Consider the following 24,643-nt stretch of genomic DNA (forward strand, 5'->3'; position numbering starts at 1 on the left):
TATGGACGAAAAAGAATTAACCCAGGAACAAAAGGAGTTTATAGAAGTTGTCAATAAACAGGTGAAAGAGACTGTTGAGACAGTTCAAAAGTCGACAAAAGAAGCCTTTGACGCCAAAATGGCTGAAATTGAAAAATCAATAAAGGATAAAGGAGGCGATAACGTTGAAATAGCTAAAGTGCTGAAAGATATCGAAGATATTAAGGCGAATATGGCTGAGATATTTAAGCGAAAAGGGCAGAATATCGACATGTCGGAGAAAGACGGTATCGAGGAAATAGCCGATAAGATACTTGACAATGAAAATTTCAAGAAATTTGCGAATGGTAAAGGAGGCATTACAACCGGCGAAATGAAATTTGAAACCAAATCGGTAGTGTCAATGGAAAATAATTATACCGGAGACATTCTGATAAGCCGACAAAGTAATGTAGTTGTGACTCATCCGCAGCCAAGAAAGATTAATGTCAGGGATATTATAAGTAAAACGACAGGAGACCCAGAGTATACATCACTTACTTTCTCCAAAATTACGGATATAGACCGTAACGTAGCTATGGTTTCCGAAAATGGGCGATTACCACAAGCTTCATTTAAAGCAAAGGAGGAAACTTATTATGCGAAAAGAATAGGTGTTCATATGCCTATTTCTAAAAGAATGCTTAAATCACGCGCTTACGTACGTTCGTGGATAACAAATAATGTTCCCAAATGGATTCGTCAGTCGGAAGATTTCCAGCTATTGAAAGGGGATGGTAACGGTGAAAACCTGCTTGGTATTATGAATCAATGTCAGGATTTCAAAGATATACTTGGCGATTATATAATAGGAGCCGCCGGAACTATTAAAGCCGTTGAAACATATAATTCAGGCGCAAATACTATCATAGAATTCACCGATCCGCAGCCGTTAATCAATAACGGAATGAATATTACATTTTCCGGATTCGCTAACGCAGCATATAATGCTAAATTTAAAGTGAATAAAATAAATGACCGGAAAATAATGATAGAAGTCGCTTATACTGCTCAAACAGATGCACAAGCATTAGCCGCTTCATTTAATGCCGGGAATGAATTCGCTAATACAGTAGAAGCTCCGAATATGGTAGATGCCATCATAGCGGGTCAAAAATACCTTACATACGGAATTTATACACCAAATGCCGTTATGCTTAATCCGATGGATGTTTTCAGGATTCTAACCCTGAAGAATACGTTAGGAGATAAGCTGCGGACTACGGTTACAGTAGATGCCGGAGTTACGTATATAGGCAATCTTCCTATTGTAGAAACTACCGCCGTATTGCCAAATGAAGCTCTTATGGGAGACTTTAGCAATGCCGCCGAAATAGTAGATTATACTGCTTTGAATGTTGAATTCGCTGAAGATATAGAAACCAAACTGACAAATCAGGTTGTAATGATAGCACAGGCTGAACTCATATTTCCTGTTTACAATCCTTATGCTTTCCTTAAATTTAAAATAGATGAAATAATTAATCTATTGGAAATATGAAAATTGTAATTGGAGGCGATACTAAAGCCATTGAAAACATTATAAGAGAAAAATCAATCCTCGTCAGACGAGGATTGATTACTATTGACGTATATGAAGATAACGAAAAATCCAATCCCGAAACAGTAAAAAAACGTGGGAGAGGAAGGCCTTTATCTTCAGAAAACGATGACGAAACTGAATAAATTTTAAGTAAATGATTATCGATGCTTCATATTTTCACGGGGAGATAGTAATTCCTTTTTTAAAATCATCCGCTACCGTTACTGGTGTGGACGCTATTTTGCAAAGCGTAACAAATCAGTCTATAAATGATTTTATCTGTCAATATGAATCCCGATTCTTAAAGAAATTATTGGGGCAAGAATTGAGAGACGCTTTTTTAGCGGGATTGGAAGATGAAATCCCAAATGAAATATGGATAAGATTAAAAAATTTATTGCTGGATACTAAATGTAAAACAAGTCCGATAGCTTATTATGTATATTATTTCTTTAAATGCAATGAAAGTACCATAACTACCGGATTGGGAGAGGTTATGCCTACGCAATCGGAAGGAACAGGTGTAGACGCTTCCCGTAAAATGGTCAATACCTGCCGTAAGCTGCGCGAATCAGTAAATGAATTCTACCGCGTATTCGATGCTACCAACTATATATTATATTATGGAAACGGTATAGGAAAAAAATCTAAATTGTGGTGGAATAAGGAGTTTAATATAAATATCTGGAATGTATGAAAATGTTCTCCGCTAATAAAGTAATTGGATATCTTGTTTATCAGACAAGAAAAGCATTGAATGAAAACGCGCGATTCAAAGAAGCCGTTAAAGTTTATTCATTGCATCCTACATGCTTTTCAGGGAATTATTTCAATCTATGGCATTATCCGGGGACAAGCGACGAAATTTCAGGAGTATTCAAACAAATAGATAAGGTTCGCATGGGTGGAAAACTCAAATTTCCGGCGATACTGAATTTCAATCCGATAAAACAGGTTATATCCGAATCGAAACATACTGTATATTATAATCTCGCTTTTATTGCTCCTGTGGAGAATGACTGGAAAACAGACCGCAGGGATAATGAAGTATTCGAGCCTTTATTAAGATGGGTATATAGCGAGTTTATAAATCAGATACAAAAATCGGGTATTATAATATCTTACGGAACCCCGGCACATACTTATCATGAGGTGTTTTCAACGGATGACAGGGATAAATTTCTGATAGAAAGATATGGAGCTTACATAGATGCCATAGAGCTACATAACCTGACTATAGACATGAAGCAATTATGCGATAATCAAATACAAAAAATATACGAATTTGATAAATTGGTATTTAAGGATATTAACGAATTAATTATTAATTAAAATGGATAGAGGAATAATCCCCTGTATAACAGGGAAAGAACAGATATTTACAGGAGTAAGTAACTGTAATAAATTAGAAGGCAAACCGGTAACGCTGGTTATTTGCGGATTGAAATCAGAATACTCGGCAGATTCCACAGAGTTTAACACTCATTTTCAGGAATATGTAAATGCTGCCCCGGATGATGTGCAAAAAATGCTTATCATCAAAAATATAGTACTTACATCTTCAAATGGAGGCGATATAACAACATCAGACGCCGGATACGGCTCTACAGTACCGGTAGGATATAACGCGCTATCGCAGGTATTCAGAATATCGGGGGGTGGAGATTGCCTCGCTAAGCAATTGGCTAAATTCAATGGGCAGAAAGTGCTTATATTCCGTATAGATGATGAAAACGCTATTTATGGGAAAGCATCTGAGAAATCAGATAAATCTATTGTATTCAAGGGGTACGAAGCGTTTATTATCATGTCTGAATCTCTGGCTGACGGATCTAATCCGTATATTCTTAATTTGAATGTATATTATGCCACCAATTACGATAAAGAACGAAAAGACAGGCATGCCATCCTTCTGGATAATATTCCTGACGGGCTTAATGGCGTAATATTACAGAAAGGAACCGCTACATTAACTGCCAAAGTAGTGGATATATGCTCTACGGATGACTATACATCCATGTTCGGTAATGAATGGGATTATAGTATGTTCGTAGATGAATCGGGAGCTAATCCAACTACTGTGACATACGATGCCACTACCGGATTACTGACATTCGCTCCTGCCGGATCTTACAAAATAGAAAATGCCGGGGTGCTTTCTACCGGTAATATTATAGGAATAGAAGGCGTGAACAAATATGTGCCATTATCATGAAAGTAAAAGTAGATAAATTTTCCATATCGATAAATGAAGACAAAGTAAAAAGTTATGCTTCCAAACAAAATTTTGTCAATGATATGGTAAAAGCTCATCAATTCACAAAAATTGGAGAGGACAAATTAAAGGAAGTATTCGGAGATGTTTATGACACATTGGTTTTGTCCGATAAAAAAGGAAAAGAACCCGTACTTTGATATTTTTGTTTAGTTATTAATAGGTTTTATAGTTATTAATGGGAGGGTGTATTTATTACATCCTCTATTAATAATATACGGCATGAAAGAAAATATAAGGAAGTATATAAAACGGTATAAGGAAATATTGGAAAATATAGAGTCTGTTCAAACAGCTATAGATTTCTGCGTTGAGAATAATAGGGATGAAATTCTTTCCCTTAATAGAGACCAGATGCTATACGGACGCGACGCGAACGGTAATATACTCACGCCTGATTATCATAATGATCCCTATTTTGAGACAAAGGAAGCGGCGGAAAAGTACGCTCAACATAAATATGACATTGAAAGCGAACACGAAAGCCTGATAAAACATAAAAATATATACGGAAAGAAGCCAAAGGATACGCCCAACATATTAATAACCGGAAGATGGTTTCAGAATGAAATGTATATATTAACCCGTTCCAAATCATTCGAATTGGGATCGACAGGAATAAAAGCGAGACAAATAGAAGAAAAATACAACCCTGTTTTAGGATTGTCTCCCGAATCGAAACAATATTTCTGGATAAAATATCTTAGATATGAGATATTAAAACATTTGGGATTTAAGAAATAAAGAAAAGAAGTAACTGTTTCCTATTGTCAACTATTTTTAATGTATTATTTAGAATCATTCTAAATAAAGTTATATATTTGTATGGGATAATAAATGCCTGTAATATATGGATAACGCGTTAATTATATCACAATTCAGTAGCCTTAATTTTTCCGAATGGAAGCATCATTTTGAGAAACAGGAGGCTTACTGGCAGGTGTTTTCCGTACTGGACGAGATAAAAATACAGTATTCGGTAAAGAATGACGCCGTATTCACCCTTACTCTTAAGAATACAGACACAGGGGAAATAATACCATTATCACCCATAATAATTACCGGTTCGGTTGATTTTACTACTTATCTGCTTGAATTCCCAGAATTGGATAACGGTTATTACATGCTTCGGTTCAGCAACGCCTACAGTGACACGGTAAGATACGCATGTTTCTGTAAACTGAATATAGATGATTTAAGGCTAAGGGATACCGTTAAATTCAGGTACACGAACAGGGAAGACAACTTCGATGCTCATTTCATAAAAGCAGACGGAGAAAACAGGTATTTCGATTTTAGAATAGAGGGGGGATTTCTTTACGGAGAAATGATTTTCGATAACGAAAGTAACGGTTTCAGGAATCAGGAATATATAAATACGCAATTATCTGCCTACCCATTTGAAAAGCATAAACTTACATTAGGTACTCCTAAAGGCGTTCCTATATGGGCAGCAAGGAAAATAAATCTTATATACAGCTTATCGGAAATAACGGTAGACGGTAAGACATACATCAGGAGTGACGGAAGCGCGCCGGAAATAACTCAAATAATTCCGTCTTACCCGCTATATGTAATTAAGATAGATGTAGAACCGGATGATTTCTATTCCGAAAGAGCCCCTGAATTTGTTCCTGCTTACCTGATAACGGAAGACCGCAAAAACTGGATATTAACAGAGGATAAACATTATATCAAATTATATGGCTAAAGGAGAAAGAACGATATTAGAATTACCCGTAATTGATGATATTACCGATTTGTGGGTATTGGGATCAAAACAGGGGAATACTCCGGGAGAAGTATTTTCGGTCCGGTGTTTAGTGGCAGCCCTAATCCCCAAAGGCTTCTTTCAATATCAGGAAGAAACTATAATTTTTATAGTACAAACGCGGGCCGATCTGCCTACTACCGCTTCGCCTGTCCCACTTCCCCCGGCAGAGGGCGACACTGCCCTGTATATGTCCGATGATAAAACGATTGTATATAAAACGACCTATACAAATGATGCGTGGAGTGATGGTGTGGATGTAAACGCGGTAGCCGGTTATTTGTGGACAGAGTCAGTGAGTGATAATGGTTACTATTTCATTCCGGGCCAGAACTGGAACCAATTAGATGCAAGTGTAGCCTCTGCCATAGCGAACGACAGCTCCGTAACCGGTGCTACCGTAAAAGACGCATTAGAAACCCTATTCAACAAAGGCGACGAATTCCGTAAATGGAAAACCCTGAATAACCACCTAATAGCCGGTAAAGGGGCAACCGGTACTGCAGATGGCGCTATATTTCTGGTAAATAATCCCCAGTCACAGCCGAAGGCGGATAGCATATCTATCGGCAATCGTTCGGTGGCCGGGCTCCGATCTATAGTAATAAAGACTGACAATGACGCCAATAACGCGGGCGCGGATAATACCGGGCAAAATGTGATAGCTATGGGCCACAGTACCAGATATCACCATCTCAAGCCGGAATTCAGCATATTTATGGGAACCAACGTGTTTCCCGCTTACAATGGTGTCGGAGATACCGGAAATTTGATAATCATTGGTAGAGAAATCACGCATTCTACCGTAGAACATAATGTTGTCGCTATCGGCCGGAATATCGGATTAACCTACAACAATGGCCAATTGGTTGTTATAGGAGGTTCCGACTCAATGCGGAATCTGCCGAATAATTTGTATAATGCCATTATTCTCGGATACAATTCTACAGCATCCGGGAATGATACCATGTCTATAGGTTCCGCTTCTATCAAGCGCAGGATAACGAATGTGGCGGCAGGCACGGCGAATAATGATGCTGTAACCGTAGCGCAGATGAATGCTGCTATTGCTGCTGCTTTCGCCGATTATGTCAACCTTTCCGAAACGTCACATCTGCTTCCCGCAGCGGGGGGTACATTTACGTTAAGTATCGCCTCTAATGCTCATTGGAGTATTGTAGACCTTCCGGCATGGGCAACTGCGAATATCACATCAGGGGGCACGCAGAAAGTAAATACTTTGACAAATGTGAATATAACGGTAGCAGCTAACGATACCGGGAGCCCTCGGAACTCGTTTTTCACCGTCGTTACGGATAGTGCGGCGGCCAACGGCGTATTTCAGATTTTGCAGGATATTGCATAATAATACAGGGCCTTAGCCTCACGGTTATGCCCTGCTACCTAACACAAATTATATATTTAGAACTATTTCTAAAATATACGGTATAAAGTTAATATAAATCGATAAATAAAAATGATATGCTGACAATTACGACAGATGATAAATCGGTAAAATTTCTTGACGCCATAGGTGTGAAGGTGGGATTTTCCAAAAATAAAATATCCTACAGGATAGCTAATGGTAAGGTATATTTTCATGTATTAAATAACGTTACAGCTAAGTATGAACAGAGATTTACAGACGGAATTATACTTAACGGGGTGGTCCTTACTCCTGATAATGCAGAAGCGGAATTAGATGATATATTTAGCTTAGCGGGTGGCGGGGCGGGGACAGACGATCATACGCAATTAACGAATAGAGACGCTGCCGATCAGCACCCTATTGGGGCGATAACAGGCCTGCAAAATAGTCTGGATGCACTAACTACCATGCAGGGAAACTGGCTGGGGGAAGATTTTGCGACATACGCAGACCTTGTAGCTTATGATTCGGGATTAACTGCAAAGCCAGCCGATAAAACATGGACATTCGTACATGCCGATGAGAACCCCGCCGGAGGAAATGGTGCGCAGGCATGCTATGCGTGGCTTACTCCTGACGGTGGCACGGAGCCTGAATTGTCTTTCAGGTACAAAATATTAGTGCCAACTACTGAAACTGACCCGGTATTTACGACATGGAAAGACAACCTGTATTATGGCCCAGCTAAAGTATACTATGTGGATGGGGGTATAGCAAGCGAAGCGGGAGCTACCGGAGACAGGTTAAGACCGTACAAACGGTTTTCTACTCTTCTGGCGGCACACGGAACCGAAACGGGAGTAGTTGTCTTCCTGAAGAACTGTGATGACCAGAATATCAATTTAACTGATAAAACCCGGTGGACAGTATGTGGAGGACTTGCCACCAAGGACGCGGCCCGCTCGAATATCGGTTACCTGGCTTTCGCAGGAACATCTAATTCCTGCTATGCCATCGGCTTAGTGCTTAATAGCAGCTTGACCGTATCGGGCACAGCGCAAAACAACTATTTACGGTATTGTACGGTAAAGGGGGCTACCTCGCTCTCATGCGCCGGCTATATCTGTATTGAACTCTCCAGTCTGGAAAGTTCGGTAAGTGTAAATAATGCATCTACACGGCTTGATTTACTTAACAGCCAGATGGAGGATGCCGCGGTATTAAAAATAATAGATGGGAATGCCGTAATTACATCCTGCCGTAATGTGTCGCTAAACGTTTCGGGGGGTATAGTACAGATACTTGGTTCTACCAATCTGGCCCCGGCTACAGGTGGAACATACAGCATTATTTCTACAGGTGGCACAGTAATAGTAGGTGATGCAGTGAGCGTGAAAGCTGACGGCACACTAGCCCCGGTAAGCCTTGTAGGCGTGGCTTATAATCTGGGAAAGATGCTGTTTGACTTGGAAAATTCCTATCTGGGAGGAATAGAGTTAGATGCGGTATTAACTGCAAGGCAGATAAAAACAAAACTAAAGGACAATGATGGGTCTACGGATCTGCCTCCGGTTGGTTACAGTAGACTGGACAGTATTATACAGTATTTCCGGGACAATCTAAAAGCTTTATTCTCTTACTTTACTAATGGAAAAGCAAACGATGCCGCACAGGCTGATAAGTTAACTACTGCCCGTACTATCTCCTTATCTGGAGATGCGACAGGCTCGGTAAGCTTCGACGGCTCGGCGGATGCAGATATTCCTGTAATACTCAATTCATTGGGGCTGGTGAAGAACGGCGTTGTTCGGATTTCGGGCAACGGAGGTGATTACGCTTCTACAGTAGGTCCATACCAAGCCCGGAGATACTTTAAACTAGCCGATATTCAATATCAGACACAGGGCTGGGACAGTAAGTTGCTATTCGATATATTTTACACGCAGGCTTCTAATGGTGCAGGTTCCGGGGAGGTATCCGACAAGGTTGTATTGCAACTTGAGTTTGCGGATAACACTTTTAATATCATACAACGAACTAACGGGGTCAATGGCAACGGTATAGTAATAATACACGATTCGGCAAGGCAAATATTTGAGGTGTACGGCTGCGCTTCTCCGGGTGTAGTAGATTCTAACAGGCTGTATATAGATGTGCGGAATATGTTTTTTTACATCGTTAATAACGATGATAATAACGCTCCGGCCATTAACTTCTTCGCAAATCAGGGAAGCTATTCGAATAATACCGGCCTGACACAGATAGAATTTAACGCCCTACCAAAAACGAGCATGAAATGGCTTTGGGATAACCTGTTTAACGAATTATTACCGTCTCAAGTACAGGTAGGTGATAATGTATCTGCATTCGACTTTCTCGCCGAGCCTGACCCAACCGTTATTATAACAAGTGTGTATACTATGTTTTCAATGAACAGTAATGCGTTGAGACTGGCGGAGGTATCGCAGGATTGGTTAGAAGGGAATGGAAACTTAGCAGCAGGGGCACTTGGGGTATTTGATTATAGCGGCACATTCACTCCGATATGGACGTACAACAATGGTTGGCAGGATTCATTTGAATTTGAATATCTTAATGACGGTAATTCTCATACAGTAAGATGGAATACAGATATAAAACGAATAGGGTTAACTGTTCCGGAACCTGTAACTTCTAATAATACCGGTGATGGTTATGACGATGGTCTATTTATTGTTGAGATGGCGTAAAATAAAAAGCCTGTCTCACGACAGGCTGGTCTGTAAAACAATCGTTTCATTTATTTCTAACACAAATTATAAATACAAATATAAATTAAAAATTTAAACCTTAACCGTTATGAGAAATTTATTTTGCGAGGATGATTGCCATTCGAAATTCTGCATCAGAAGGGTAGCCGGATTTATCGGATTTATGGCGTTCATGGGTTGTATTATCGTAAGGATACAGCATCCGTCTATTGATTTGCTGGGAATGTTGAGCGCATCATTGATAGGAGTAACGACGGTGGATAAGTTGATTAAAAAGTAAAGATATGGACATTTTAAAGGAAATATTACTACCCTACTGGCCTGTCATCTGGAAGATACTGCTTTGCTGTATTGTGGTGCTGGCGGCTATCGCCCTGGACTTAATGGCCGGGATACGCAAGGCCCGCGAAGCCGGGATAACCGTTGTGCATACCTACGGCCTTGACCGTACGTTAGACAAGATACGCAAGCGGTTCAACCTGCTGTTTGCATTTACGATCATAGACATTGTGCTTATCGCCTGCGGAATACATGACAATATGGTCCCGTATGCTACGGCTATTATCACGGTTATATTCTGTATCGTGGAGGCAAAAAGCATCTTCGAGAAAGATAAGGACAAAGGGCGGTATATAGAAGCTGCCAAGACAGCCGCGGAGATGTGGAAAGGATTTGATAAGGAGGAGTTGGCGGATATAATTATTAAAAAGATTGACGAACGGGGAACCGGTATAAATGAATATGATGCAATAGCAAGATCTGCTCACGAAGATATGTTTAAAAATGGCTAAAATTGAATTATTAAAAACTGAATAATAAAGATGGCAACACACATAACTAAAAATTTTACATTGGAAGAACTAAGTCATTCCAATACAGCAGTAGCAAAAGGTATAGAGAATACGCCTGATGTTCAACAACAGTTGAATTTAACAGCGTTAGCCAAAAGACTATTGCAACCATTGAGGGATATATACAATGAACCATTTATAATAAATAGCGGGTTCAGGAGTCAGGAAACGAATAAAGCAGTAGGAGGTGTCCCGAACTCACAGCACACGAAAGGGCAGGCCGCCGATGTTCAGGTTAAAGATCCCCGAAAGCTACTCGCTGCGTTGCTAGGCAGCGGCTTAGACTTCGATCAGGCTATTTTATATCAGGATGGTAGAAATAACTTCTTGCATATGTCTTATAATTCAGGGCATAATAGGAAGCAGGTATTATATAGCAAGGGGACAAGGCCATGAAAATAGGATTTATAACATTACTAAAACTAGCGTATCACTCTGCAATATTCGCATTGATGCGCTACTTATCAAATCATGTTTGTGATAAAAAGTCTACTGAACTTATAAACTATTGGATGGAAGTACACAGGGCTGGTATAAGGCGGTTATTGAATCGTAAGCATGATAAAATGTTTGGGGAATGAAAAGAGCCTGTTTGGAGATTTGAACTCCAGACCTACGCGTTACGAATGCGTTGCTCTACCGCTGAGCTAAACAGGCAGAGGGTGTATGAATAAATTGTAATAGTCAGACCTTTTATGCATACACTCTTTAATACTTTTGATGCGGATAGCCATATTCTTCGTTGAGATCATAGAATTTCTTGTATAATTCTGTTGGATCTCGTGAAGTCATGACCCATTCACTAATGATTTCCACAACCCGTGTCATATCTTCAGCGTATGTTGTACGACAATCTCCTCCCCTTATTCCGTCTTCTCTTAATACTTTACCTCTATTTAAGAAAACTAGTTTTTCTCCATTTACTATTTTTCGTACTTTTTTATCAGGTACATACTTATTTATTAATCGCTGTATACCTTTATAGAATAGATTATATTTCTCTTCCGGATCTTCAATAGAACGATTAATCATTTCCTTTAACTCATCAACCTCCCGGAAATCATTATTTTCAAAATCAAAATCTAATCTTGTACCTATATTAGACTTTGATGTTTCCAGTATGTCTAACACTTCATCTAAATTAGATTCTGCACTTTCTTTTAAGATTTCTTCTTTTTCAGTTTTCTTATTCATATTTACTGTATTATTTCTAATTCAAATATTTTTTTTAGTTCCATAGCTTTTTCTGGTATTGTATCTTTCTCCCACACCAAGGGAGATAAGCCTTTAGTTGCGATTTCTACTTTTGGAAAATATTTAGAAAAAGCCTTCCAATAGTCACGGCCATCTTTTTCAGAAATGAAATATTGAAAACCTCTATATACAAAAGAGGGATGGATAGAATGTTTTTTTGCATAGTTATTAACTATGTATTCATTATGAATATTTGGAGCTATTTGCCTATACATTTTTTCATCAAAAAAATAATCTTGTGCAAAATTATCCGCTGCATTTTCATTTACTAAAAACATGTCAGGTTGCCCCGTAAGATGATATCCTTGTCTCTCTATTGTTTCCAAGTCAAATAAAACATGATATAATTCATGCAGTAATGCAAACCAGATTGTAGGGTACATTTTATTTAAGTCAGTCAATACAATGCATGGTTTGTTATTAACAACAAACGTCGCTCCTCTATATTGTGATGTTGTCAAATGTGTCTGTATAGATACAGTAACTCCGTGATTATATAATAACTTGCATATATTAATTAAACCATTCTTGACGTCTTGACAATATGGCTTCATCTTTTTTATCAAATTTTTAAGATCTTCTCTATTATATCTATTTGGATTATCAGTAATCTGAAATGTTCTATATGCAGATAATATCGCAAACTCTCTCATTTTATCATCATGAGTTCTTTTTGTTTTACTGAACAGGATATTTTGATATTTCGCAGAGAATTTTTCATATTCTGTAATATTTTCAAATCCGAAGAAAGATAAGATTCTATTTAATATAAACTCTGCATCATTCTTACTATGTATGAGTTTTGCTTTTGTCAATCTATCTATATCGAAGTTTTTAGTAATAAATGTTAGATTATTTGCCTGTTCTAATCTAGTTACTTGTTCTCGATCTTGTTTTGAAACAAGATATATGATAATATCCTCAATATTTATCTCTAGGAAAGATGATAGTTTAATGATGTTAAAAACATTAGGTTGCTTGATACTGCCATCCAAGATAGGATCTAATATTTTATTACCCATTCCTAGTGTTTTTTGAGCATGCTCTTTGGTTAGCCCGAGAGAATCTATTTTATTATAGAACAATTGTTTTATATCTATAATATCGTCAGAAAAAGATCGTTTCAGTATATTGGTTATATCCATAGAAAACATACATGCTTTTTAAAGTCAAGAAAATTTTCTTAAAAGTACATATTTATATTGAAATACACAATAAAAGTCAAGAAAATTTTCTTGACTTTTATTGTAGTGAAACAAACCTAAATAGAACATCGAAGAATAAAAACCGGTTGATAACCTGATTAAACAATAAATATTTTACTATCAAAATAATATCAATATGATATTATAATTTCGTAACTTTGAAAGAAAAGGAATTATGAAAAAAGCACTCACAATATCCGTCCTTATACTCGTCTGTCTTATCATAGACTACGGACTGGGATTTTATATAGGTAGATACTACATAAAAGAATCTACCGTAACGAAGTATATAACAGGTGAGACTATAACCGGATCGGTGGATAGTTCAAAATTTGAACTGGTAAAAGAGGAAAAGCCGGAAATTCAGTATAGGGATACAGGTAGCACTAAGATAAAGTATGTAAATCTCCCGGCTGATACAGCTGCTATTATAGCAGACTGGGAATTAAAGCGTACCTATAAAGCTATGGTTTTCGAAAGCGACACATTAGGCAAGCTGGAGATATTCCCGACTATACAATATAACAGGCTGACAGGGTTGGACTATAATTTCACTCCGACGATAAGGAATAATTATATTATTAAGACTAAAGTATTGCAGCCGTTTCTATCAGGCTCATATTCCACACTTGGTTATGTAGGTGTAGGCGGCGGTGTGTTCTATCATAAATTAGGGGTTGAATATCAGTATCAGTTGGATTGTAAAAGTGGAGGTAGGGGACATATGATTGGGGGGAAATGGATGTTTTAAGTTTTTCATGGTATTAGGTTAATCGGGGCCGCCTGTCTGGGAAGATAGGCGGCTTTGTTATTCACTTCTACTTGAAATACAATATTTCATGTTAAATTATAACAATATTTCATGTTAAATTATATATCTATACATAACAGTCTGAAAAATAGCCGATACGGGAATTCCCGTTTCGGCCATAAACCAACAAAGGCCGCCATAAAGCAGCCTTTGGAGAATAATAACTAATATAAAATTATGAAACAACGCAAAAATCCATATACAAAGATACATAAAATAACCATTATCCCTTATTGTATTCCTCCCATTTTTCGGGACAGGTAGTCATTATATATCCGTGAAGCGTATCTACCCTTTTCAGCTTCTTTTGAATCTTTTTCTCTGTTTTTTTCACTTCTTTCAGTAAGTTTTGACCGGAGCTTAATTGCTCTGATTTTTCTATGCCGGATATTACCCCGGTATGATTTGTATCTGTTACTTTTTTCATTTTGTTTATAATTTAGTTTATTGGCTTCCATTCGGTGACACCGTGATAAGAGAATACTTCATTTTGAGTAATACCATCTTTAATAACCCAGATTGTTTTATACTCTCCATTCTTTAGTAATCCTAATACTTGATAGTCTTTCTCTATCACTTCCGGCAGCTCCTCACTCACCTTTATCCATCTGTTAGCGTGTTGGATATGGGATAGGGCGAAATTTGCGCCATCAATAAAAGCATCATACTCTGGTCTTAGCAGAGATATATCAAAATTTGGATCGCTGGGCGCGATACTTTCTATATAACTGATAGCTCCTTCCTCTATCATCTTCTGTATGTCGGTAACCCGCTGATCAATTAACCAATCAGTTAAGCTCTCTTTCGTTTCTGATGCTAATGCGTCATCTAATTGCTGTTCCATTTTGTTTAAATCTAAGTTGTTCATTATTCTAATATTTTAAATTCTTGTATTTCACACGGATGATAAGCTTCCCATTCTTTCTCTTTCATTTCATGCATCAATTTAAATTGTTCAGCCGTGTAACCCCCACGGTCAACAAATTCAAGATCTTCACTCTCCTCATTATAGCCATATCTTAATTCCTCCCACTTTTCCTCCGGCATAGGAAATTGACAGTTAAATAAGTGCGAATCGTCAAATATTTTCTTTGCTTTTTTTGCACCTTCAAGGGATATATGTATACTTTCGGTCCAACGTGTATAGTCATCCCACTCTCCCTTTGACGCCATTAGCGCATAAACTTTAGTTCCTTTCATAGCTGTATGTTTAAATCGTTTCCTGTTAATATTTTAAATAAGTTCTGGAGCTGATGTAGGTATTCGCAATTAGCTACCGAATACCCATAGTAACAAGTTTTATTAACACAAATATTAATATGGGCTTTATTTATCTTGCTACCTGAGAACGTCCAAAAAGAATAACCATCTATATGTTTAACTTTTCTTGCTCCACACTTCAATACTATCTCTTCTGTTAGATGGATGGGGGATTTAATTATCTCGTCAACAGTTGGACCATCAATAGTCAACAACCCAAAGTGGGCTAGATTCCACTGAAACGGTTTATCATCATATCCTATAAACCAGTTGCCTAACATTATATCGCTTGCTTTTATTTCATTCATCGCTGTTACTATTTTCGCTATTAAACAATCCATCTTCACACCAACTGCTGCAATGTGTAGGTTCCAGATGATACTCACACCAGCCGTCGCCGTTTATATCTTCGTCTCTAAATATGATGCAATTCCCGCAGCATTCTTCTTTTGTTTTAGTCATAGTCTCTTACATTTTTATAATACTCCCTTAACTCGTTTTTTACCTTATCTAACCCTAGAGATTCCCTTTCCAAAATGGATAAATTAAGTTTCTCTACCTTACGGATTAATTCCGGTAAGTCATTTAGCAATGACATCTCTAATGCCTTTAGTTCTTCTTTTGTCATTCTTTACTATTTTACTTCGTTACAATACTGAGGGTTACTTCTTCAAATTCAATATTTCTTTTTTACCAGAGTTCTCAACGCTCTCAACACCTGCGCTGAAATCGTGATAATCACAATATTGAAGTTCATCATCATACAGACATTCGGCAGCATCGTCAATCGCTTGGTTATATGCGTCTTTCTGAACCTGACTTATCATATTTTCGAACAATTCGTTTTCTCGCTTATTGAAGCGAAATTTACTCATATCATTTACAGTTCTATTATATCCCGATATGGCTTCGTCTAAATATTCTTTTGCTGTTCTCATCTTTTCTTTCTTTTATCTCCCCTTTAAAATGATAGAGAAAGGGAAAGGGTTATTACATATTGCTTATATCACTCATATCTATACACGTGGTATTTTCGTAGGTTTCTTGCGCCTTCTTCGTTCGACGTGCATAGTAGTCAGGCGAATGCTTATTATTTAACCTAGCCCATTTTCGGCACTCATTTAATGAATTGGCAGTGTGCATGGCTTCCTTTGTATGAATATTGATTATTTCATATTTCATTTCTTATATTTTATTAGTTGATACTAAATTGGTTGAAAATCATTTTACAACCGTTTTTGTTTGTATTTTAGAATTACAGCTTATATAGGCTGTATTAGGTTATTGGCTTCCATTCTACATACTTTTCTGATAATTCATGTATATGTTGATGAGAATGAATAACTGTTGTATCATATCGATTTCCACTTTTAAGTAATATTGTCATTCCCAAATTAGGTAATTCATCAGTGCCGAACTTTCTCCACCTGTTTTCGTGGAGGATGAAGTTGGCGCCTGCTTTGAATGATTCTCTTGCTTGAATAGAACAAGCTGTCGAGGCTTCCCAACAAAATAATTTGTCGTTCTCGTTTGAACAACCACAAATATACTCCTGTGATGCGATGTAATCTGTTTCATCCTTATGTTCGTTACTCGCTTCCTCTATCATCTTTTGTATGTCATCTTTATTCATATTAAATAATATTTAACATTGTTGATTATAATTGCTATTGTTAATTACTTATTTATGTTGTAGATTTGTAAAGATTTTGAAACCTGATAGAGTACACGCTCCCCAAAATAAAAATAATGACTATGAGAGAGCTTGGAAAATCAATGAAATAAACCCGGTATCCTACTACTGGGTTTTTCTCTATGGTAGGACATAGAGCGTAAGATGTCTAACATCACAAAAGAAAGGAGGTGTACTCTATATGAAAGGTTTCAAAATCGAAAATGGCAAGCTCTATAAGCTTATCTACTGCAAGTCAAGAAGAATAAACGGTAAAACTGTTTATCCGACAAAGGCAAAATGCTTTAGGTTCTGGGTAGAGGTCTAACTTGCCAAAACTGTGAGATGGTAGGACATCTCACTTCAAGTTCCATTATCCAGAACATCCTATTTCATACTTCTACTTTTAAATCGGTTCCTGTTAGTGATTTGAATAGGTTCTGGAGTTGATGGAGATAGTCTATACTTGGGAATGATTTATAATAGAATAGATCAGAGTGATAAAGTTCTGACAGCTTCCATTCTTTAAATGAGATCTCATTACCGTCATCATCTTCATCCCAAAATTCCACATAAGTAAGTTCAATAGTGTCTCGCTTGTATCTTATTTGATCTGTATTTCTTTTCTCAAATCCGCACTTCAACAGTATATCTTCTGTGAGGGGGATGGGTCGCAAACATCCTAGTGTAGTTCCTTTTTCCAAACCAGAACCATCGTAAATGGTTACAAGTTTACTTTTTAATATTTCAGCGATAAAAACTATTTTATTATCATATGAGAAATAGTTTCCTTTCATTATCTCCGTTTCTTTTATTTGTTCTGACATGTTTATTTATTTTAAATACTCTGAGCAATCCCAAAAACTTAGTTTTCCTTTTACATTTAAAATAGGTTCATCGAATAAGACAGGGTTGCGTAATATCCAATGAAAACAATCAGGCTCAGCCCAAATAGAATCGGATCCTTTTCCATTTTTAACTTTCGATATGCAGTTGACTATGTCAACGTGTCCGATTATAGCAGACCTCATAAACGTTTTTTGATATTTCGGTATACAGTCTATTGCTCTTGATTGTTCTAAAGTAAAGTCAAAAGTTTTTGCTAGCTGTACACTTGCATGAATATACACCCGTCCTCTATATTTTGTATCCCAAGTTCTATTCTCTACATCTTTTATCCCGGCACATATCAAATATGCCCAAGGTTGTTTGATTGATATTGCTTTATTCATGTTTATTTTTATTGAAAATTTATACACGTTAATTTGATATGTATAGAAAATCTAACTTTACTATACACGTCTGAAATGTTCTTCTAGTTCTTCTAATGTCGCCTTATGGGCTGGAACAATTGTACTGCAAAAGATAGGATCTTGCCCCATATATCTATCTTCCAAAAGACATAATTCAAATGAACCTTTAGGTATGTACATATCTTGATTAACCCACGATTGATTAGCTTCAGTAACAAACCACTGCATATAATCGCTATCATCCCTCATAGCTGTTACGGCTTGGAATAATTGAGGGTTTCCGATGCAGTTAATGGTCTCAATACCGTTGCATTTATTACTATCAACCCAAACCTCAAGCTCTTCTTTATCAACCTCCATATATGAATAAGTATCATTATCAAAGAATACAGATATTATAATATCGTATTCATTCTTTTTGAGATATAGTATTCTATTATTATACCCTATCTTATCCAACCACTCTCTATTCTCAGGGAAATTATCCCCTATGCAACTATAAATAAAGCTCATATTATGCTATTTTAATTGTTGATTTTTTAAACCGATTATCACTATAAGGATCTATATCATTAAGTTTACCTTCGTGATATTTCCACAAACTATTCGATGCAAGCCATCCGTTTTGTATAGCTCTAATGATTTTAGTCGAGTATGTTTCATTGCCTTTGGCAGCAGATAATATACTGTCCCATGTTTTTACAAACTTTCCTCCAATAGTATATTGATTTATCTTCTTTGGAATAAAAAGTTTTCTATTCGGGTACTTATCTATAAAGTCAATTATCAAACGCTGTGCTAACTTATTCCTTTGTATAGTTATTGGATTATTCATATTAGCCTTATGTGTACACCACCTTAAATTATCAACACCATTATTTAATTTGTCTCCATCAATATGATCTATGCATGGAAGATTCTCAATGTTTTCGATAAAAGCTATTGCCACAAGTCGGTGGACTGAATGGTGTTTCTTAACGCCTTTTACACATAATCCAACTTGAATATATCCCCAAGTGCTTATCCTGCCTTTTAGTACTTTTTTGTATCTAAATAGGCTCTTAACCTTTCCCGTATTCGATACCTGATACAACCCTTCATATCCTACAATATCTCTCCAAACTTCCGCTATTTTCATCTTTATTTATTTTTAGGTTAGTAATTCGGGGTTGTCGTGGATTTTACTCTCTATGAAATTAATTTCTTCCTCCGAGTAATACCCTCTATTTTTTTTGATCTTGAATTTTCCTCTGAACATTATCTTTCTCATATCATTCGTTATTAAGTAGTTGTTTATGAATCACTTTGCATAATCGAACTATTGTTTGCTTTGAACTCTCATCATTACTATTGTATTCTAAGTGTTCCAATACATGAGTAATTAATGTATCTAATTCGTTCTTGTACTGAGTGAGGGTGTCGGATGTTATATACTCACGACACGCTTCTATCACGTCAAACATTTGCGATTGAGTTAGTAATAATCCATGTTCTTGGTACATATGATTAAAAAGGTTCTGTTGCATATAATCATATTCAATTCTTTTCTCTTCTATATTTTTATCGTTCATCTTACCGTATCTTTTTCGATTATTATTACTTTGGTTATCTTATAGCTTTGAAGCATTTCTATTAGAGAGTCTTGTTTTTCAATGAACCTATCTTTTCTTTCGTTTGTCAAACTATCCATGTAGTGTATATTACGATATAGGTCTAGTTTCTTATTCTGTAAGTATAACTGACTGGTCAAAATAGCTACTACCAGAAACAAGATTATTGATATTATCTTTAGGATATTACTCATGGCTGTCCTCCTTTCCTAGTGCTTTATTGATGGCGTATTTAGCACTATCAACACTTATACTATTCGCTTTGCATATTCGAACTAATTCTTGCAATTCAAAAAGTAGCATCGGTGCAGCCGCTATAAGCTGAGCATTGGCGATTACTTCATCATCCGTTCTATCAACACCACCGCGATAAGCACATGCGACATAGTGAGATTGACTACATCCTATTTGAATACCGTTTTGCCGATGCTCTCCGATATACCATTCTTTCTTTGTTCCCTTGAAATCTTCCATCGTTATAATGTTGTTATTGATTAATAATTAATAGCAAATGGTTCGCAGCTATCCTCACATCCGTAAGTTAGATCTAAATCATCCCACAAGTCCTCTTGTATAAATTTCACAGTATCTTTAGAATCATCACGAGCCGTTTCAAATGGCTTCTCAGTTTGCTTTAACAACTCTATTATTGAGCGATTTTTGCGAAAGAAATAGTATTGACCTTTACCGTATTTCTTTTGCATCTCATCCCACCATTCAGCACGATTGGGATTTTCAAGTAAAAGAGTGAGAATTTTACGATCTGATTTTTTCCAACATAAATCACAATTACCTTCATATCCTTTTAGATTCAATCTGAAATCCTGCATTAACCAGAATATGTTCACATCTATTTTGTCAGATGGATTCATATTCAGAGCAATAAATGGATATACGAACCGACGTTTTTTGTAGTTTTTATCTATTCTGTCTATTTCATCCTTTCTGATACCTATCGCAGTGTAATATCTTTTCCATCCTAACGATTTGATATATTTATGAATCGGAACTGTTTTCAACTCACGTGTGCAATGAGGAAATGACGAGTTTGGAATACCATATTTTTTTATTACTTCCTCAAATGGTTCTCCGTTTCGACTCGCCGTTTCAAAAGACACAACTTTAAAAGATGTTCCTTTTCCCTTTTCAGGATTAACAACAGCTTCCACCCAAACGGTATTAAACCCGAAACGGTTATCGCATTCATTGACAAACTGCAATGTTTCTTCTCGTTCTTTTCCTGTATTAGCAAATACAACAATGATCTCATATTGGCTTGAAAGATTATCTAAACACCACTTTGTCATATATGCGGATGTTTGCCCCCCCGAAAATGATACTAATAGTTTCCTTTTCATTTCACGCTTCTTTTATCTATTGCTAATCCTAATTTCAACCCATACACCAAGTAGTTCCGTAGGTTGGTTATGTTTAGTTCCATAATGTCCTTATTTTATTTTTACGTTACTAAATTTTTTATTGATCAGATCATCCGTTTCCATTACCTCGATTATTTTAACCTCCGGCGACATCTTAGCTATCAACCGCATCATGATCCGTATCAGGTATACAGGTACTCCGGTATGGTAAATGGTCAGGACGATCTTATTCATAATAAATCTGATTTCTTAACCCGAAAATGATTCCCATTAATTTCTCTAATCTCAAAATCACAGAATGAAGCCTGATTCTTAGTCACTAAATTGCATACATCGTTGTATGTATATAGCTTTATTCGCCTATCAAACCTTATAACATCAGATACAACAAGCTCTTTGTATTGAAAATTATCAAGAATATGGTTTACAGCATCCTTCAGGCGTTTACCTGTAAATCCGTTTGCTATAATCCTCTCTGTTAGAACATTAAAAAAAGTGCTTTCCATTTTAGGGAAAGATACTTTTAGCCTTGCCATGTTTGTGGCAATTTCATCAGGGGTTACAGGATTATCGACATATAAACTTAATGCTAAATCATTGTTACTTCTCGTAATTAGCTCTTGCGATTCCCTCTGCGATATTTCTTGCGAGGTCGTCCGTAATTCCTGTGTTCTTATTATTTCCGATATTTTTGTTGTCATAATTTCCTGATATTATTTTCTCAAAATTTGTAGGTTTTATTATCCAATCAAAAGAAGCCTTGAAATCACGCCTCCCAGAGCCCTTTAAAAAATCGCTTTTATATGCAATCTTAATAGCTTCACAGAATAAATCTTTACCGTGTTCTCTTATTCTGGAACGAATCATACCTTTTCTTTTTTCGGACAATGGAATCCGTAAAATACCAAATACCCCATTTGTAGTTTTATTAAACCAATTGACAAGTTCCGTGTAATTGATATCGTCAACGTGAGGCTGCGAAGTCTCACATAGTAGTACGTCAGTACTACTACTATTATTAATATCATTATCATTATCATCATCGGGTTGTTTCGGTTGTTTTTTTAACCGTTCGGTTGTTTCGGTTGTTTTTTTAGCATTTTTATTACCTTTTGGAGCACCTCCTTTAAATGAATTTTCTTTATTCTTGGCACATTTATCGGCATATGCTTGCGCATCCCTGTCGATGTCATTCTTTATAAAGTTAAAAGCTATATTTGCCATAGGTTTAAGCATCGGCATGATTCCTGTAACAGCATACTCTATTATGCTGTCGTAAATCTCCAATCTTACATCATCCGGCAAATCCACAATAGCGTCTTTCCACCCTTTATAAAACACAAATGATTTTTTAGCCATGTTATTAATTCTATTATTGTTATACTGCTATCTAAATGAGTCTTAATATTATTACTTTTTCATAAAACTTAATATCCATACTATTACATCTATAGTCCATCCGTTACCACACATTTTATATATTTGAGTGTCTGAAGCAAACTTATCTATCTCGGATGCGTAGTATTTAGCTACGGGAATACCAAGTTGTTTTAATGCTATCTGTCCTCCTGACATACCATCGAAAAGGCTCAATACGGTTATTTCTTCTTTCATCTCAATTGAATAGTACGTTACTGACTTCGATATTCACAGGTTTCATTAGTTCATTAAAATAATACCGGATTAATTTTACTTATCTCACTTTTCGCATAGCCAAGTTCCCTTAATTCTGTAATCCGCTTTTTGTTTTCTTCCAATAGCTTGACAGCTTCTTTATAAAAATCTTTTTTGATCTCAAAGCCAAACGATTTTCTATTCATATTATCGGCGGCTATAAGCGTTGTACCACTTCCGGCACAGGGATCTATAACTACGTCGCCCTCATCCGTGAATATTTTTATCAGAAATTCCAAAAGAGGCACGCTCTTTTGTGTCGGATGTATTTTTTTTGTATTTGTATCACGCGGATAATCTATACAATTCATAACCATTTTGCCTTCATTCCTGAATTTCGGGAGCTTATCACGATAGAGTAATAAACCATACTCACAATTACCGACGATACGCATATTCGATTTTAAAACCTGTGCGGAGAAGTTTTTACGGAAAACCAGATTGATATAATTATTTAAGCCGTATCGCATGGCAAGCTCAATCAGGTAAAATTGCTGATCGAAAGCGCAAAAGACAATCATACACGGGGCCTGATTCTTTTCTTTCGGCTCTTTCCGTAACATCTGTGAACAGAAGTGCATAAATTCGGCAGGACGAAAATCTTTATCGGTATCGAAAAATTCTTTTCCCGCTAATTCGCTTTCGCCGTTCTTATTATCTCCTCCTATATACCAACTGGGATTAGAGCCATACGCATTCTTTCCTATATTATAGGGTATATCGGCTATGATAAGCTGTGCCTTTGGGATGGCATACCGCTTGAAATTCTGAAAGTGATCGTTAATAAATTCCATTATTTTATACCTCCTTAATTCTTATACTATGCACCTGTAACATCAGCTTGCGCTTGATTATATAATCTTTGGTCCTGAAACCTTTTGTATCTTCTACTATAAAGGTTCCGTTCTCATCACAATAGGTAAAATCGGCAATATAGGAGCACTGCTTTTCGATACATTTCTTCTTACCGTCTATTACGGCATATTGTGCCGGAATGAGTTCAAATCTTACCTGTTCCTTCAGTCCTGATATCCGCCCTGCATTCTGAAGGGCCTTTAGGATATCCGCACGTTCTTTCTCTTTTTTAGAGTCATATCCAGCCACCTTACGATTACCGTACTTGGACTTTTTCTTAATTAATTTCTTGAATTCATGTACATTCATCTCAAACTCCTCTCAATCGCCTGTTTCAGATTCATATTAGCAGCATGCCAGTCAAATGACTTGAGCATCCATTCTTTGTATTCTTTCGGGATATCCTTAAAGTTTTCACCCTTATGCTTTCCGAATGGCATTGTTTCAAGAGGTTTACCAATATTGGAACTACTTTTCGGTACTTCTTTTTCAGCGTCACCTTTCTTTATAGTACCGATCTCATGTATAGGAATGCCAGAAAGAAGTCTTCCGCCAGTACCGTACATTTTCCAGATTCGCTCTTTCTCGAACGTTATATCTTCCACTTTTCCGAAACGATCCACATTACTGGATAGGTCTGATATCAAACAATTCTCTTTCTCATCATCGATACGAGTACCACGACCAAGTATCTGATAATACAGAGCGATAGAAGCTGTTGAGATACCGAGAATAATACAATCGATCTTAGTATAGTCAAATCCTGTTGAGAGAACACGCACGTTGAAAATGACACGGATATTCCCTTTTCGGAATTCGGATATCACTCGCTCACGTTCAGATGTGTGCATGCCTGAATAGATGGCCGCCGAATTCGGATACTCCTGTGCGAATTGAATCGCTTCGTCAATAGATGGAACAAATGCCAGGATATGCTTTCGATCACTATTTATATCAAGTTCTTGTTTGATCTGATTATGTATATCGTTGTCTGCAAAGGCTCGTTGCATACTATCTTCGGTGAACTCTGATTTGGAAGAGTTGTAAACGAGTTGTGAGCTGTCGAATCCGGATGTTTTATATTCTAATTTAC

The 24,643-nt window shown here is 36.8% G+C and carries 37 protein-coding genes and 1 tRNA gene; 14 read left to right on the plus strand and 24 right to left on the minus strand.

Features of this window, described 5'->3' with window-relative positions; translation table 11 throughout:
- The first annotated feature begins 1 nt into the window (after position 1).
- The 13 genes from IR083_RS20900 (at position 2) to IR083_RS20960 (ending at position 10,973) form a co-directional block, all read left to right on the plus strand.
- Complete coding sequence (locus IR083_RS20900) at positions 2-1,519, plus strand: phage major capsid protein (RefSeq protein ID WP_194225757.1); 1,518 nt, start codon at positions 2-4, stop codon at positions 1,517-1,519.
- Positions 1,516-1,704, plus strand: coding sequence for a hypothetical protein (locus IR083_RS20905; protein WP_194225758.1), 189 nt, complete (start codon positions 1,516-1,518; stop codon positions 1,702-1,704). The genes IR083_RS20900 and IR083_RS20905 overlap by 4 nt, the downstream gene beginning before the upstream one ends.
- Before the next feature lie 11 nt (positions 1,705-1,715).
- Entirely contained in the window at positions 1,716-2,258 is a 543-nt protein-coding gene (locus IR083_RS20910; RefSeq protein WP_194225759.1) for a hypothetical protein, read from the plus strand.
- Positions 2,255-2,893, plus strand: coding sequence for a hypothetical protein (locus IR083_RS20915; RefSeq protein WP_194225760.1), 639 nt, complete (start codon positions 2,255-2,257; stop codon positions 2,891-2,893). The genes IR083_RS20910 and IR083_RS20915 overlap by 4 nt, the downstream gene beginning before the upstream one ends.
- Position 2,894: 1 nt before the next feature.
- The gene (locus tag IR083_RS20920; protein ID WP_194225761.1) at positions 2,895-3,776 is read left to right on the plus strand and encodes a hypothetical protein; all 882 of its coding nucleotides are present in this window, start codon (positions 2,895-2,897) and stop codon (positions 3,774-3,776) included.
- Positions 3,773-3,976, plus strand: a complete 204-nt coding sequence (locus tag IR083_RS20925) for a hypothetical protein (protein WP_194225762.1) — start codon at positions 3,773-3,775, stop codon at positions 3,974-3,976. Before IR083_RS20920 ends, IR083_RS20925 begins: the two co-directional genes overlap by 4 nt.
- Before the next feature lie 82 nt (positions 3,977-4,058).
- Positions 4,059-4,580 (plus strand): hypothetical protein, encoded by a 522-nt coding sequence (locus IR083_RS20930; protein WP_194225763.1) that lies wholly within the window; start codon positions 4,059-4,061, stop codon positions 4,578-4,580.
- A 106-nt stretch (positions 4,581-4,686) separates the two neighbouring features.
- Positions 4,687-5,547, plus strand: coding sequence for a hypothetical protein (locus IR083_RS20935; protein ID WP_194225764.1), 861 nt, complete (start codon positions 4,687-4,689; stop codon positions 5,545-5,547).
- On the plus strand, positions 5,540-6,973 hold the full coding sequence (locus IR083_RS20940) for a hypothetical protein (RefSeq protein ID WP_194225765.1): 1,434 nt from the start codon (positions 5,540-5,542) through the stop codon (positions 6,971-6,973). The genes IR083_RS20935 and IR083_RS20940 overlap by 8 nt, the downstream gene beginning before the upstream one ends.
- Positions 6,974-7,089: 116 nt before the next feature.
- On the plus strand, positions 7,090-9,705 hold the full coding sequence (locus tag IR083_RS20945; protein ID WP_194225766.1) for a hypothetical protein: 2,616 nt from the start codon (positions 7,090-7,092) through the stop codon (positions 9,703-9,705).
- A gap of 109 nt (positions 9,706-9,814) precedes the next feature.
- Complete coding sequence (locus IR083_RS20950; RefSeq protein WP_194225767.1) at positions 9,815-10,006, plus strand: hypothetical protein; 192 nt, start codon at positions 9,815-9,817, stop codon at positions 10,004-10,006.
- Positions 10,007-10,010: 4 nt separating this feature from the next.
- Complete coding sequence (locus IR083_RS20955) at positions 10,011-10,517, plus strand: hypothetical protein (RefSeq protein WP_194225768.1); 507 nt, start codon at positions 10,011-10,013, stop codon at positions 10,515-10,517.
- Positions 10,518-10,547: 30 nt separating this feature from the next.
- Positions 10,548-10,973, plus strand: a complete 426-nt coding sequence (locus tag IR083_RS20960; protein WP_194225769.1) for a D-Ala-D-Ala carboxypeptidase family metallohydrolase — start codon at positions 10,548-10,550, stop codon at positions 10,971-10,973.
- 189 nt (positions 10,974-11,162) lie between these two features.
- On the opposite strand, the gene IR083_RS20965 is transcribed toward IR083_RS20960, so the two are convergent.
- The 3 genes from IR083_RS20965 to IR083_RS20975 form a co-directional block, all read right to left on the minus strand.
- Positions 11,163-11,234, minus strand: a tRNA-Thr gene (locus IR083_RS20965).
- A gap of 51 nt (positions 11,235-11,285) precedes the next feature.
- Positions 11,286-11,771 (minus strand): hypothetical protein, encoded by a 486-nt coding sequence (locus tag IR083_RS20970; RefSeq protein WP_194225770.1) that lies wholly within the window; start codon positions 11,769-11,771, stop codon positions 11,286-11,288.
- A gap of 2 nt (positions 11,772-11,773) precedes the next feature.
- On the minus strand, positions 11,774-12,976 hold the full coding sequence (locus tag IR083_RS20975; RefSeq protein ID WP_194225771.1) for an ImmA/IrrE family metallo-endopeptidase: 1,203 nt from the start codon (positions 12,974-12,976) through the stop codon (positions 11,774-11,776).
- Between the two features lie 235 nt (positions 12,977-13,211).
- Between IR083_RS20975 and IR083_RS20980 the strand changes: the two genes are divergently transcribed.
- Positions 13,212-13,787, plus strand: coding sequence for a hypothetical protein (locus IR083_RS20980; protein ID WP_194225772.1), 576 nt, complete (start codon positions 13,212-13,214; stop codon positions 13,785-13,787).
- A 283-nt stretch (positions 13,788-14,070) separates the two neighbouring features.
- Here IR083_RS20980 and IR083_RS20985 read toward each other — a convergent pair whose 3' ends face one another.
- From IR083_RS20985 to IR083_RS21085, 21 genes are all read right to left on the minus strand, one after another.
- Positions 14,071-14,274 carry a hypothetical protein gene (locus tag IR083_RS20985; protein ID WP_194225773.1) on the minus strand — a complete coding sequence of 68 codons (204 nt, stop codon included), beginning with the start codon at positions 14,272-14,274 and terminating at the stop codon, positions 14,071-14,073.
- A gap of 12 nt (positions 14,275-14,286) precedes the next feature.
- The gene (locus tag IR083_RS20990; RefSeq protein ID WP_194225774.1) at positions 14,287-14,715 is read right to left on the minus strand and encodes a hypothetical protein; all 429 of its coding nucleotides are present in this window, start codon (positions 14,713-14,715) and stop codon (positions 14,287-14,289) included.
- The gene (locus IR083_RS20995; RefSeq protein ID WP_194225775.1) at positions 14,715-15,047 is read right to left on the minus strand and encodes a hypothetical protein; all 333 of its coding nucleotides are present in this window, start codon (positions 15,045-15,047) and stop codon (positions 14,715-14,717) included. The genes IR083_RS20990 and IR083_RS20995 overlap by 1 nt, the downstream gene beginning before the upstream one ends.
- Entirely contained in the window at positions 15,044-15,415 is a 372-nt protein-coding gene (locus tag IR083_RS21000) for a hypothetical protein (RefSeq protein ID WP_194225776.1), read from the minus strand. Before IR083_RS21000 ends, IR083_RS20995 begins: the two co-directional genes overlap by 4 nt.
- Complete coding sequence (locus IR083_RS21005) at positions 15,408-15,569, minus strand: hypothetical protein (protein ID WP_194225777.1); 162 nt, start codon at positions 15,567-15,569, stop codon at positions 15,408-15,410. The genes IR083_RS21000 and IR083_RS21005 overlap by 8 nt, the downstream gene beginning before the upstream one ends.
- Positions 15,562-15,735 carry a hypothetical protein gene (locus IR083_RS21010; protein ID WP_194225778.1) on the minus strand — a complete coding sequence of 58 codons (174 nt, stop codon included), beginning with the start codon at positions 15,733-15,735 and terminating at the stop codon, positions 15,562-15,564. Before IR083_RS21010 ends, IR083_RS21005 begins: the two co-directional genes overlap by 8 nt.
- Before the next feature lie 34 nt (positions 15,736-15,769).
- The gene (locus IR083_RS21015; protein WP_194225779.1) at positions 15,770-16,045 is read right to left on the minus strand and encodes a hypothetical protein; all 276 of its coding nucleotides are present in this window, start codon (positions 16,043-16,045) and stop codon (positions 15,770-15,772) included.
- Between the two features lie 338 nt (positions 16,046-16,383).
- Positions 16,384-16,740: a hypothetical protein gene (locus tag IR083_RS24710; protein ID WP_242052500.1), complete on the minus strand. Its 357-nt coding sequence runs from the start codon at positions 16,738-16,740 to the stop codon at positions 16,384-16,386.
- A 431-nt stretch (positions 16,741-17,171) separates the two neighbouring features.
- Positions 17,172-17,606 (minus strand): hypothetical protein, encoded by a 435-nt coding sequence (locus tag IR083_RS21025; RefSeq protein WP_194225780.1) that lies wholly within the window; start codon positions 17,604-17,606, stop codon positions 17,172-17,174.
- A 6-nt stretch (positions 17,607-17,612) separates the two neighbouring features.
- Positions 17,613-18,011, minus strand: coding sequence for an ASCH domain-containing protein (locus tag IR083_RS21030; RefSeq protein ID WP_194225781.1), 399 nt, complete (start codon positions 18,009-18,011; stop codon positions 17,613-17,615).
- A 60-nt stretch (positions 18,012-18,071) separates the two neighbouring features.
- On the minus strand, positions 18,072-18,545 hold the full coding sequence (locus IR083_RS21035) for a hypothetical protein (RefSeq protein WP_194225782.1): 474 nt from the start codon (positions 18,543-18,545) through the stop codon (positions 18,072-18,074).
- 1 nt (position 18,546) lies between these two features.
- Positions 18,547-19,170 carry an NUMOD4 motif-containing HNH endonuclease gene (locus IR083_RS21040; protein ID WP_194225783.1) on the minus strand — a complete coding sequence of 208 codons (624 nt, stop codon included), beginning with the start codon at positions 19,168-19,170 and terminating at the stop codon, positions 18,547-18,549.
- A gap of 658 nt (positions 19,171-19,828) precedes the next feature.
- Positions 19,829-20,116, minus strand: a complete 288-nt coding sequence (locus IR083_RS21045) for a hypothetical protein (RefSeq protein ID WP_194225784.1) — start codon at positions 20,114-20,116, stop codon at positions 19,829-19,831.
- A 20-nt stretch (positions 20,117-20,136) separates the two neighbouring features.
- Entirely contained in the window at positions 20,137-21,000 is an 864-nt protein-coding gene (locus tag IR083_RS21050) for a phosphoadenosine phosphosulfate reductase family protein (protein WP_194225785.1), read from the minus strand.
- Between the two features lie 90 nt (positions 21,001-21,090).
- Positions 21,091-21,255 carry a hypothetical protein gene (locus tag IR083_RS21055; RefSeq protein WP_194225786.1) on the minus strand — a complete coding sequence of 55 codons (165 nt, stop codon included), beginning with the start codon at positions 21,253-21,255 and terminating at the stop codon, positions 21,091-21,093.
- Positions 21,252-21,557, minus strand: a complete 306-nt coding sequence (locus IR083_RS21060) for a hypothetical protein (RefSeq protein ID WP_194225787.1) — start codon at positions 21,555-21,557, stop codon at positions 21,252-21,254. Before IR083_RS21060 ends, IR083_RS21055 begins: the two co-directional genes overlap by 4 nt.
- Before the next feature lie 64 nt (positions 21,558-21,621).
- Positions 21,622-22,380, minus strand: a complete 759-nt coding sequence (locus IR083_RS21065) for a DUF6291 domain-containing protein (protein WP_194225788.1) — start codon at positions 22,378-22,380, stop codon at positions 21,622-21,624.
- Between the two features lie 51 nt (positions 22,381-22,431).
- Positions 22,432-22,635 (minus strand): hypothetical protein, encoded by a 204-nt coding sequence (locus IR083_RS21070; RefSeq protein ID WP_194225800.1) that lies wholly within the window; start codon positions 22,633-22,635, stop codon positions 22,432-22,434.
- A 53-nt stretch (positions 22,636-22,688) separates the two neighbouring features.
- Positions 22,689-23,489: a DNA-methyltransferase gene (locus IR083_RS21075; protein WP_194225789.1), complete on the minus strand. Its 801-nt coding sequence runs from the start codon at positions 23,487-23,489 to the stop codon at positions 22,689-22,691.
- Between the two features lie 4 nt (positions 23,490-23,493).
- Complete coding sequence (locus IR083_RS21080) at positions 23,494-23,859, minus strand: DUF1064 domain-containing protein (RefSeq protein WP_194225790.1); 366 nt, start codon at positions 23,857-23,859, stop codon at positions 23,494-23,496.
- The coding region (locus IR083_RS21085; RefSeq protein ID WP_194225791.1) for a DEAD/DEAH box helicase at positions 23,856-24,643 on the minus strand (788 nt) is incomplete at its 5' end. The genes IR083_RS21080 and IR083_RS21085, both read right to left, overlap by 4 nt.

Source organism: Dysgonomonas sp. GY75, assembly GCF_015234155.1.
GTDB classification, from domain to species: Bacteria; Bacteroidota; Bacteroidia; order Bacteroidales; family Dysgonomonadaceae; genus Dysgonomonas; species Dysgonomonas gadei.

Excerpts from the sequence above, each read along its gene's own strand:
- IR083_RS20900 (WP_194225757.1), top strand. The coding sequence starts at position 2 with ATGGACGAAAAAGAATTAACCCAGGAACAAAAGGAGTTTATAGAAGTT.
- IR083_RS20905 (WP_194225758.1), top strand. The coding sequence starts at position 1,516 with ATGAAAATTGTAATTGGAGGCGATACTAAAGCCATTGAAAACATTATA.
- IR083_RS20910 (WP_194225759.1), top strand. The coding sequence starts at position 1,716 with ATGATTATCGATGCTTCATATTTTCACGGGGAGATAGTAATTCCTTTT.
- IR083_RS20915 (WP_194225760.1), top strand. The coding sequence starts at position 2,255 with ATGAAAATGTTCTCCGCTAATAAAGTAATTGGATATCTTGTTTATCAG.
- IR083_RS20920 (WP_194225761.1), top strand. The coding sequence starts at position 2,895 with ATGGATAGAGGAATAATCCCCTGTATAACAGGGAAAGAACAGATATTT.
- IR083_RS20925 (WP_194225762.1), top strand. The coding sequence starts at position 3,773 with ATGAAAGTAAAAGTAGATAAATTTTCCATATCGATAAATGAAGACAAA.
- IR083_RS20930 (WP_194225763.1), top strand. The coding sequence starts at position 4,059 with ATGAAAGAAAATATAAGGAAGTATATAAAACGGTATAAGGAAATATTG.
- IR083_RS20935 (WP_194225764.1), top strand. The coding sequence starts at position 4,687 with ATGGATAACGCGTTAATTATATCACAATTCAGTAGCCTTAATTTTTCC.
- IR083_RS20940 (WP_194225765.1), top strand. The coding sequence starts at position 5,540 with ATGGCTAAAGGAGAAAGAACGATATTAGAATTACCCGTAATTGATGAT.
- IR083_RS20945 (WP_194225766.1), top strand. The coding sequence starts at position 7,090 with ATGCTGACAATTACGACAGATGATAAATCGGTAAAATTTCTTGACGCC.
- IR083_RS20950 (WP_194225767.1), top strand. The coding sequence starts at position 9,815 with ATGAGAAATTTATTTTGCGAGGATGATTGCCATTCGAAATTCTGCATC.
- IR083_RS20955 (WP_194225768.1), top strand. The coding sequence starts at position 10,011 with ATGGACATTTTAAAGGAAATATTACTACCCTACTGGCCTGTCATCTGG.
- IR083_RS20960 (WP_194225769.1), top strand. The coding sequence starts at position 10,548 with ATGGCAACACACATAACTAAAAATTTTACATTGGAAGAACTAAGTCAT.
- IR083_RS20970 (WP_194225770.1), bottom strand. The coding sequence starts at position 11,771 with ATGAATAAGAAAACTGAAAAAGAAGAAATCTTAAAAGAAAGTGCAGAA.
- IR083_RS20975 (WP_194225771.1), bottom strand. The coding sequence starts at position 12,976 with ATGGATATAACCAATATACTGAAACGATCTTTTTCTGACGATATTATA.
- IR083_RS20980 (WP_194225772.1), top strand. The coding sequence starts at position 13,212 with ATGAAAAAAGCACTCACAATATCCGTCCTTATACTCGTCTGTCTTATC.
- IR083_RS20985 (WP_194225773.1), bottom strand. The coding sequence starts at position 14,274 with ATGAAAAAAGTAACAGATACAAATCATACCGGGGTAATATCCGGCATA.
- IR083_RS20990 (WP_194225774.1), bottom strand. The coding sequence starts at position 14,715 with ATGAACAACTTAGATTTAAACAAAATGGAACAGCAATTAGATGACGCA.
- IR083_RS20995 (WP_194225775.1), bottom strand. The coding sequence starts at position 15,047 with ATGAAAGGAACTAAAGTTTATGCGCTAATGGCGTCAAAGGGAGAGTGG.
- IR083_RS21000 (WP_194225776.1), bottom strand. The coding sequence starts at position 15,415 with ATGAATGAAATAAAAGCAAGCGATATAATGTTAGGCAACTGGTTTATA.
- IR083_RS21005 (WP_194225777.1), bottom strand. The coding sequence starts at position 15,569 with ATGACTAAAACAAAAGAAGAATGCTGCGGGAATTGCATCATATTTAGA.
- IR083_RS21010 (WP_194225778.1), bottom strand. The coding sequence starts at position 15,735 with ATGACAAAAGAAGAACTAAAGGCATTAGAGATGTCATTGCTAAATGAC.
- IR083_RS21015 (WP_194225779.1), bottom strand. The coding sequence starts at position 16,045 with ATGAGAACAGCAAAAGAATATTTAGACGAAGCCATATCGGGATATAAT.
- IR083_RS24710 (WP_242052500.1), bottom strand. The coding sequence starts at position 16,740 with ATGAATAAAGATGACATACAAAAGATGATAGAGGAAGCGAGTAACGAA.
- IR083_RS21025 (WP_194225780.1), bottom strand. The coding sequence starts at position 17,606 with ATGTCAGAACAAATAAAAGAAACGGAGATAATGAAAGGAAACTATTTC.
- IR083_RS21030 (WP_194225781.1), bottom strand. The coding sequence starts at position 18,011 with ATGAATAAAGCAATATCAATCAAACAACCTTGGGCATATTTGATATGT.
- IR083_RS21035 (WP_194225782.1), bottom strand. The coding sequence starts at position 18,545 with ATGAGCTTTATTTATAGTTGCATAGGGGATAATTTCCCTGAGAATAGA.
- IR083_RS21040 (WP_194225783.1), bottom strand. The coding sequence starts at position 19,170 with ATGAAAATAGCGGAAGTTTGGAGAGATATTGTAGGATATGAAGGGTTG.
- IR083_RS21045 (WP_194225784.1), bottom strand. The coding sequence starts at position 20,116 with ATGGAAGATTTCAAGGGAACAAAGAAAGAATGGTATATCGGAGAGCAT.
- IR083_RS21050 (WP_194225785.1), bottom strand. The coding sequence starts at position 21,000 with ATGAAAAGGAAACTATTAGTATCATTTTCGGGGGGGCAAACATCCGCA.
- IR083_RS21055 (WP_194225786.1), bottom strand. The coding sequence starts at position 21,255 with ATGAATAAGATCGTCCTGACCATTTACCATACCGGAGTACCTGTATAC.
- IR083_RS21060 (WP_194225787.1), bottom strand. The coding sequence starts at position 21,557 with ATGGCAAGGCTAAAAGTATCTTTCCCTAAAATGGAAAGCACTTTTTTT.
- IR083_RS21065 (WP_194225788.1), bottom strand. The coding sequence starts at position 22,380 with ATGGCTAAAAAATCATTTGTGTTTTATAAAGGGTGGAAAGACGCTATT.
- IR083_RS21070 (WP_194225800.1), bottom strand. The coding sequence starts at position 22,635 with ATGAAAGAAGAAATAACCGTATTGAGCCTTTTCGATGGTATGTCAGGA.
- IR083_RS21075 (WP_194225789.1), bottom strand. The coding sequence starts at position 23,489 with ATGGAATTTATTAACGATCACTTTCAGAATTTCAAGCGGTATGCCATC.
- IR083_RS21080 (WP_194225790.1), bottom strand. The coding sequence starts at position 23,859 with ATGAATGTACATGAATTCAAGAAATTAATTAAGAAAAAGTCCAAGTAC.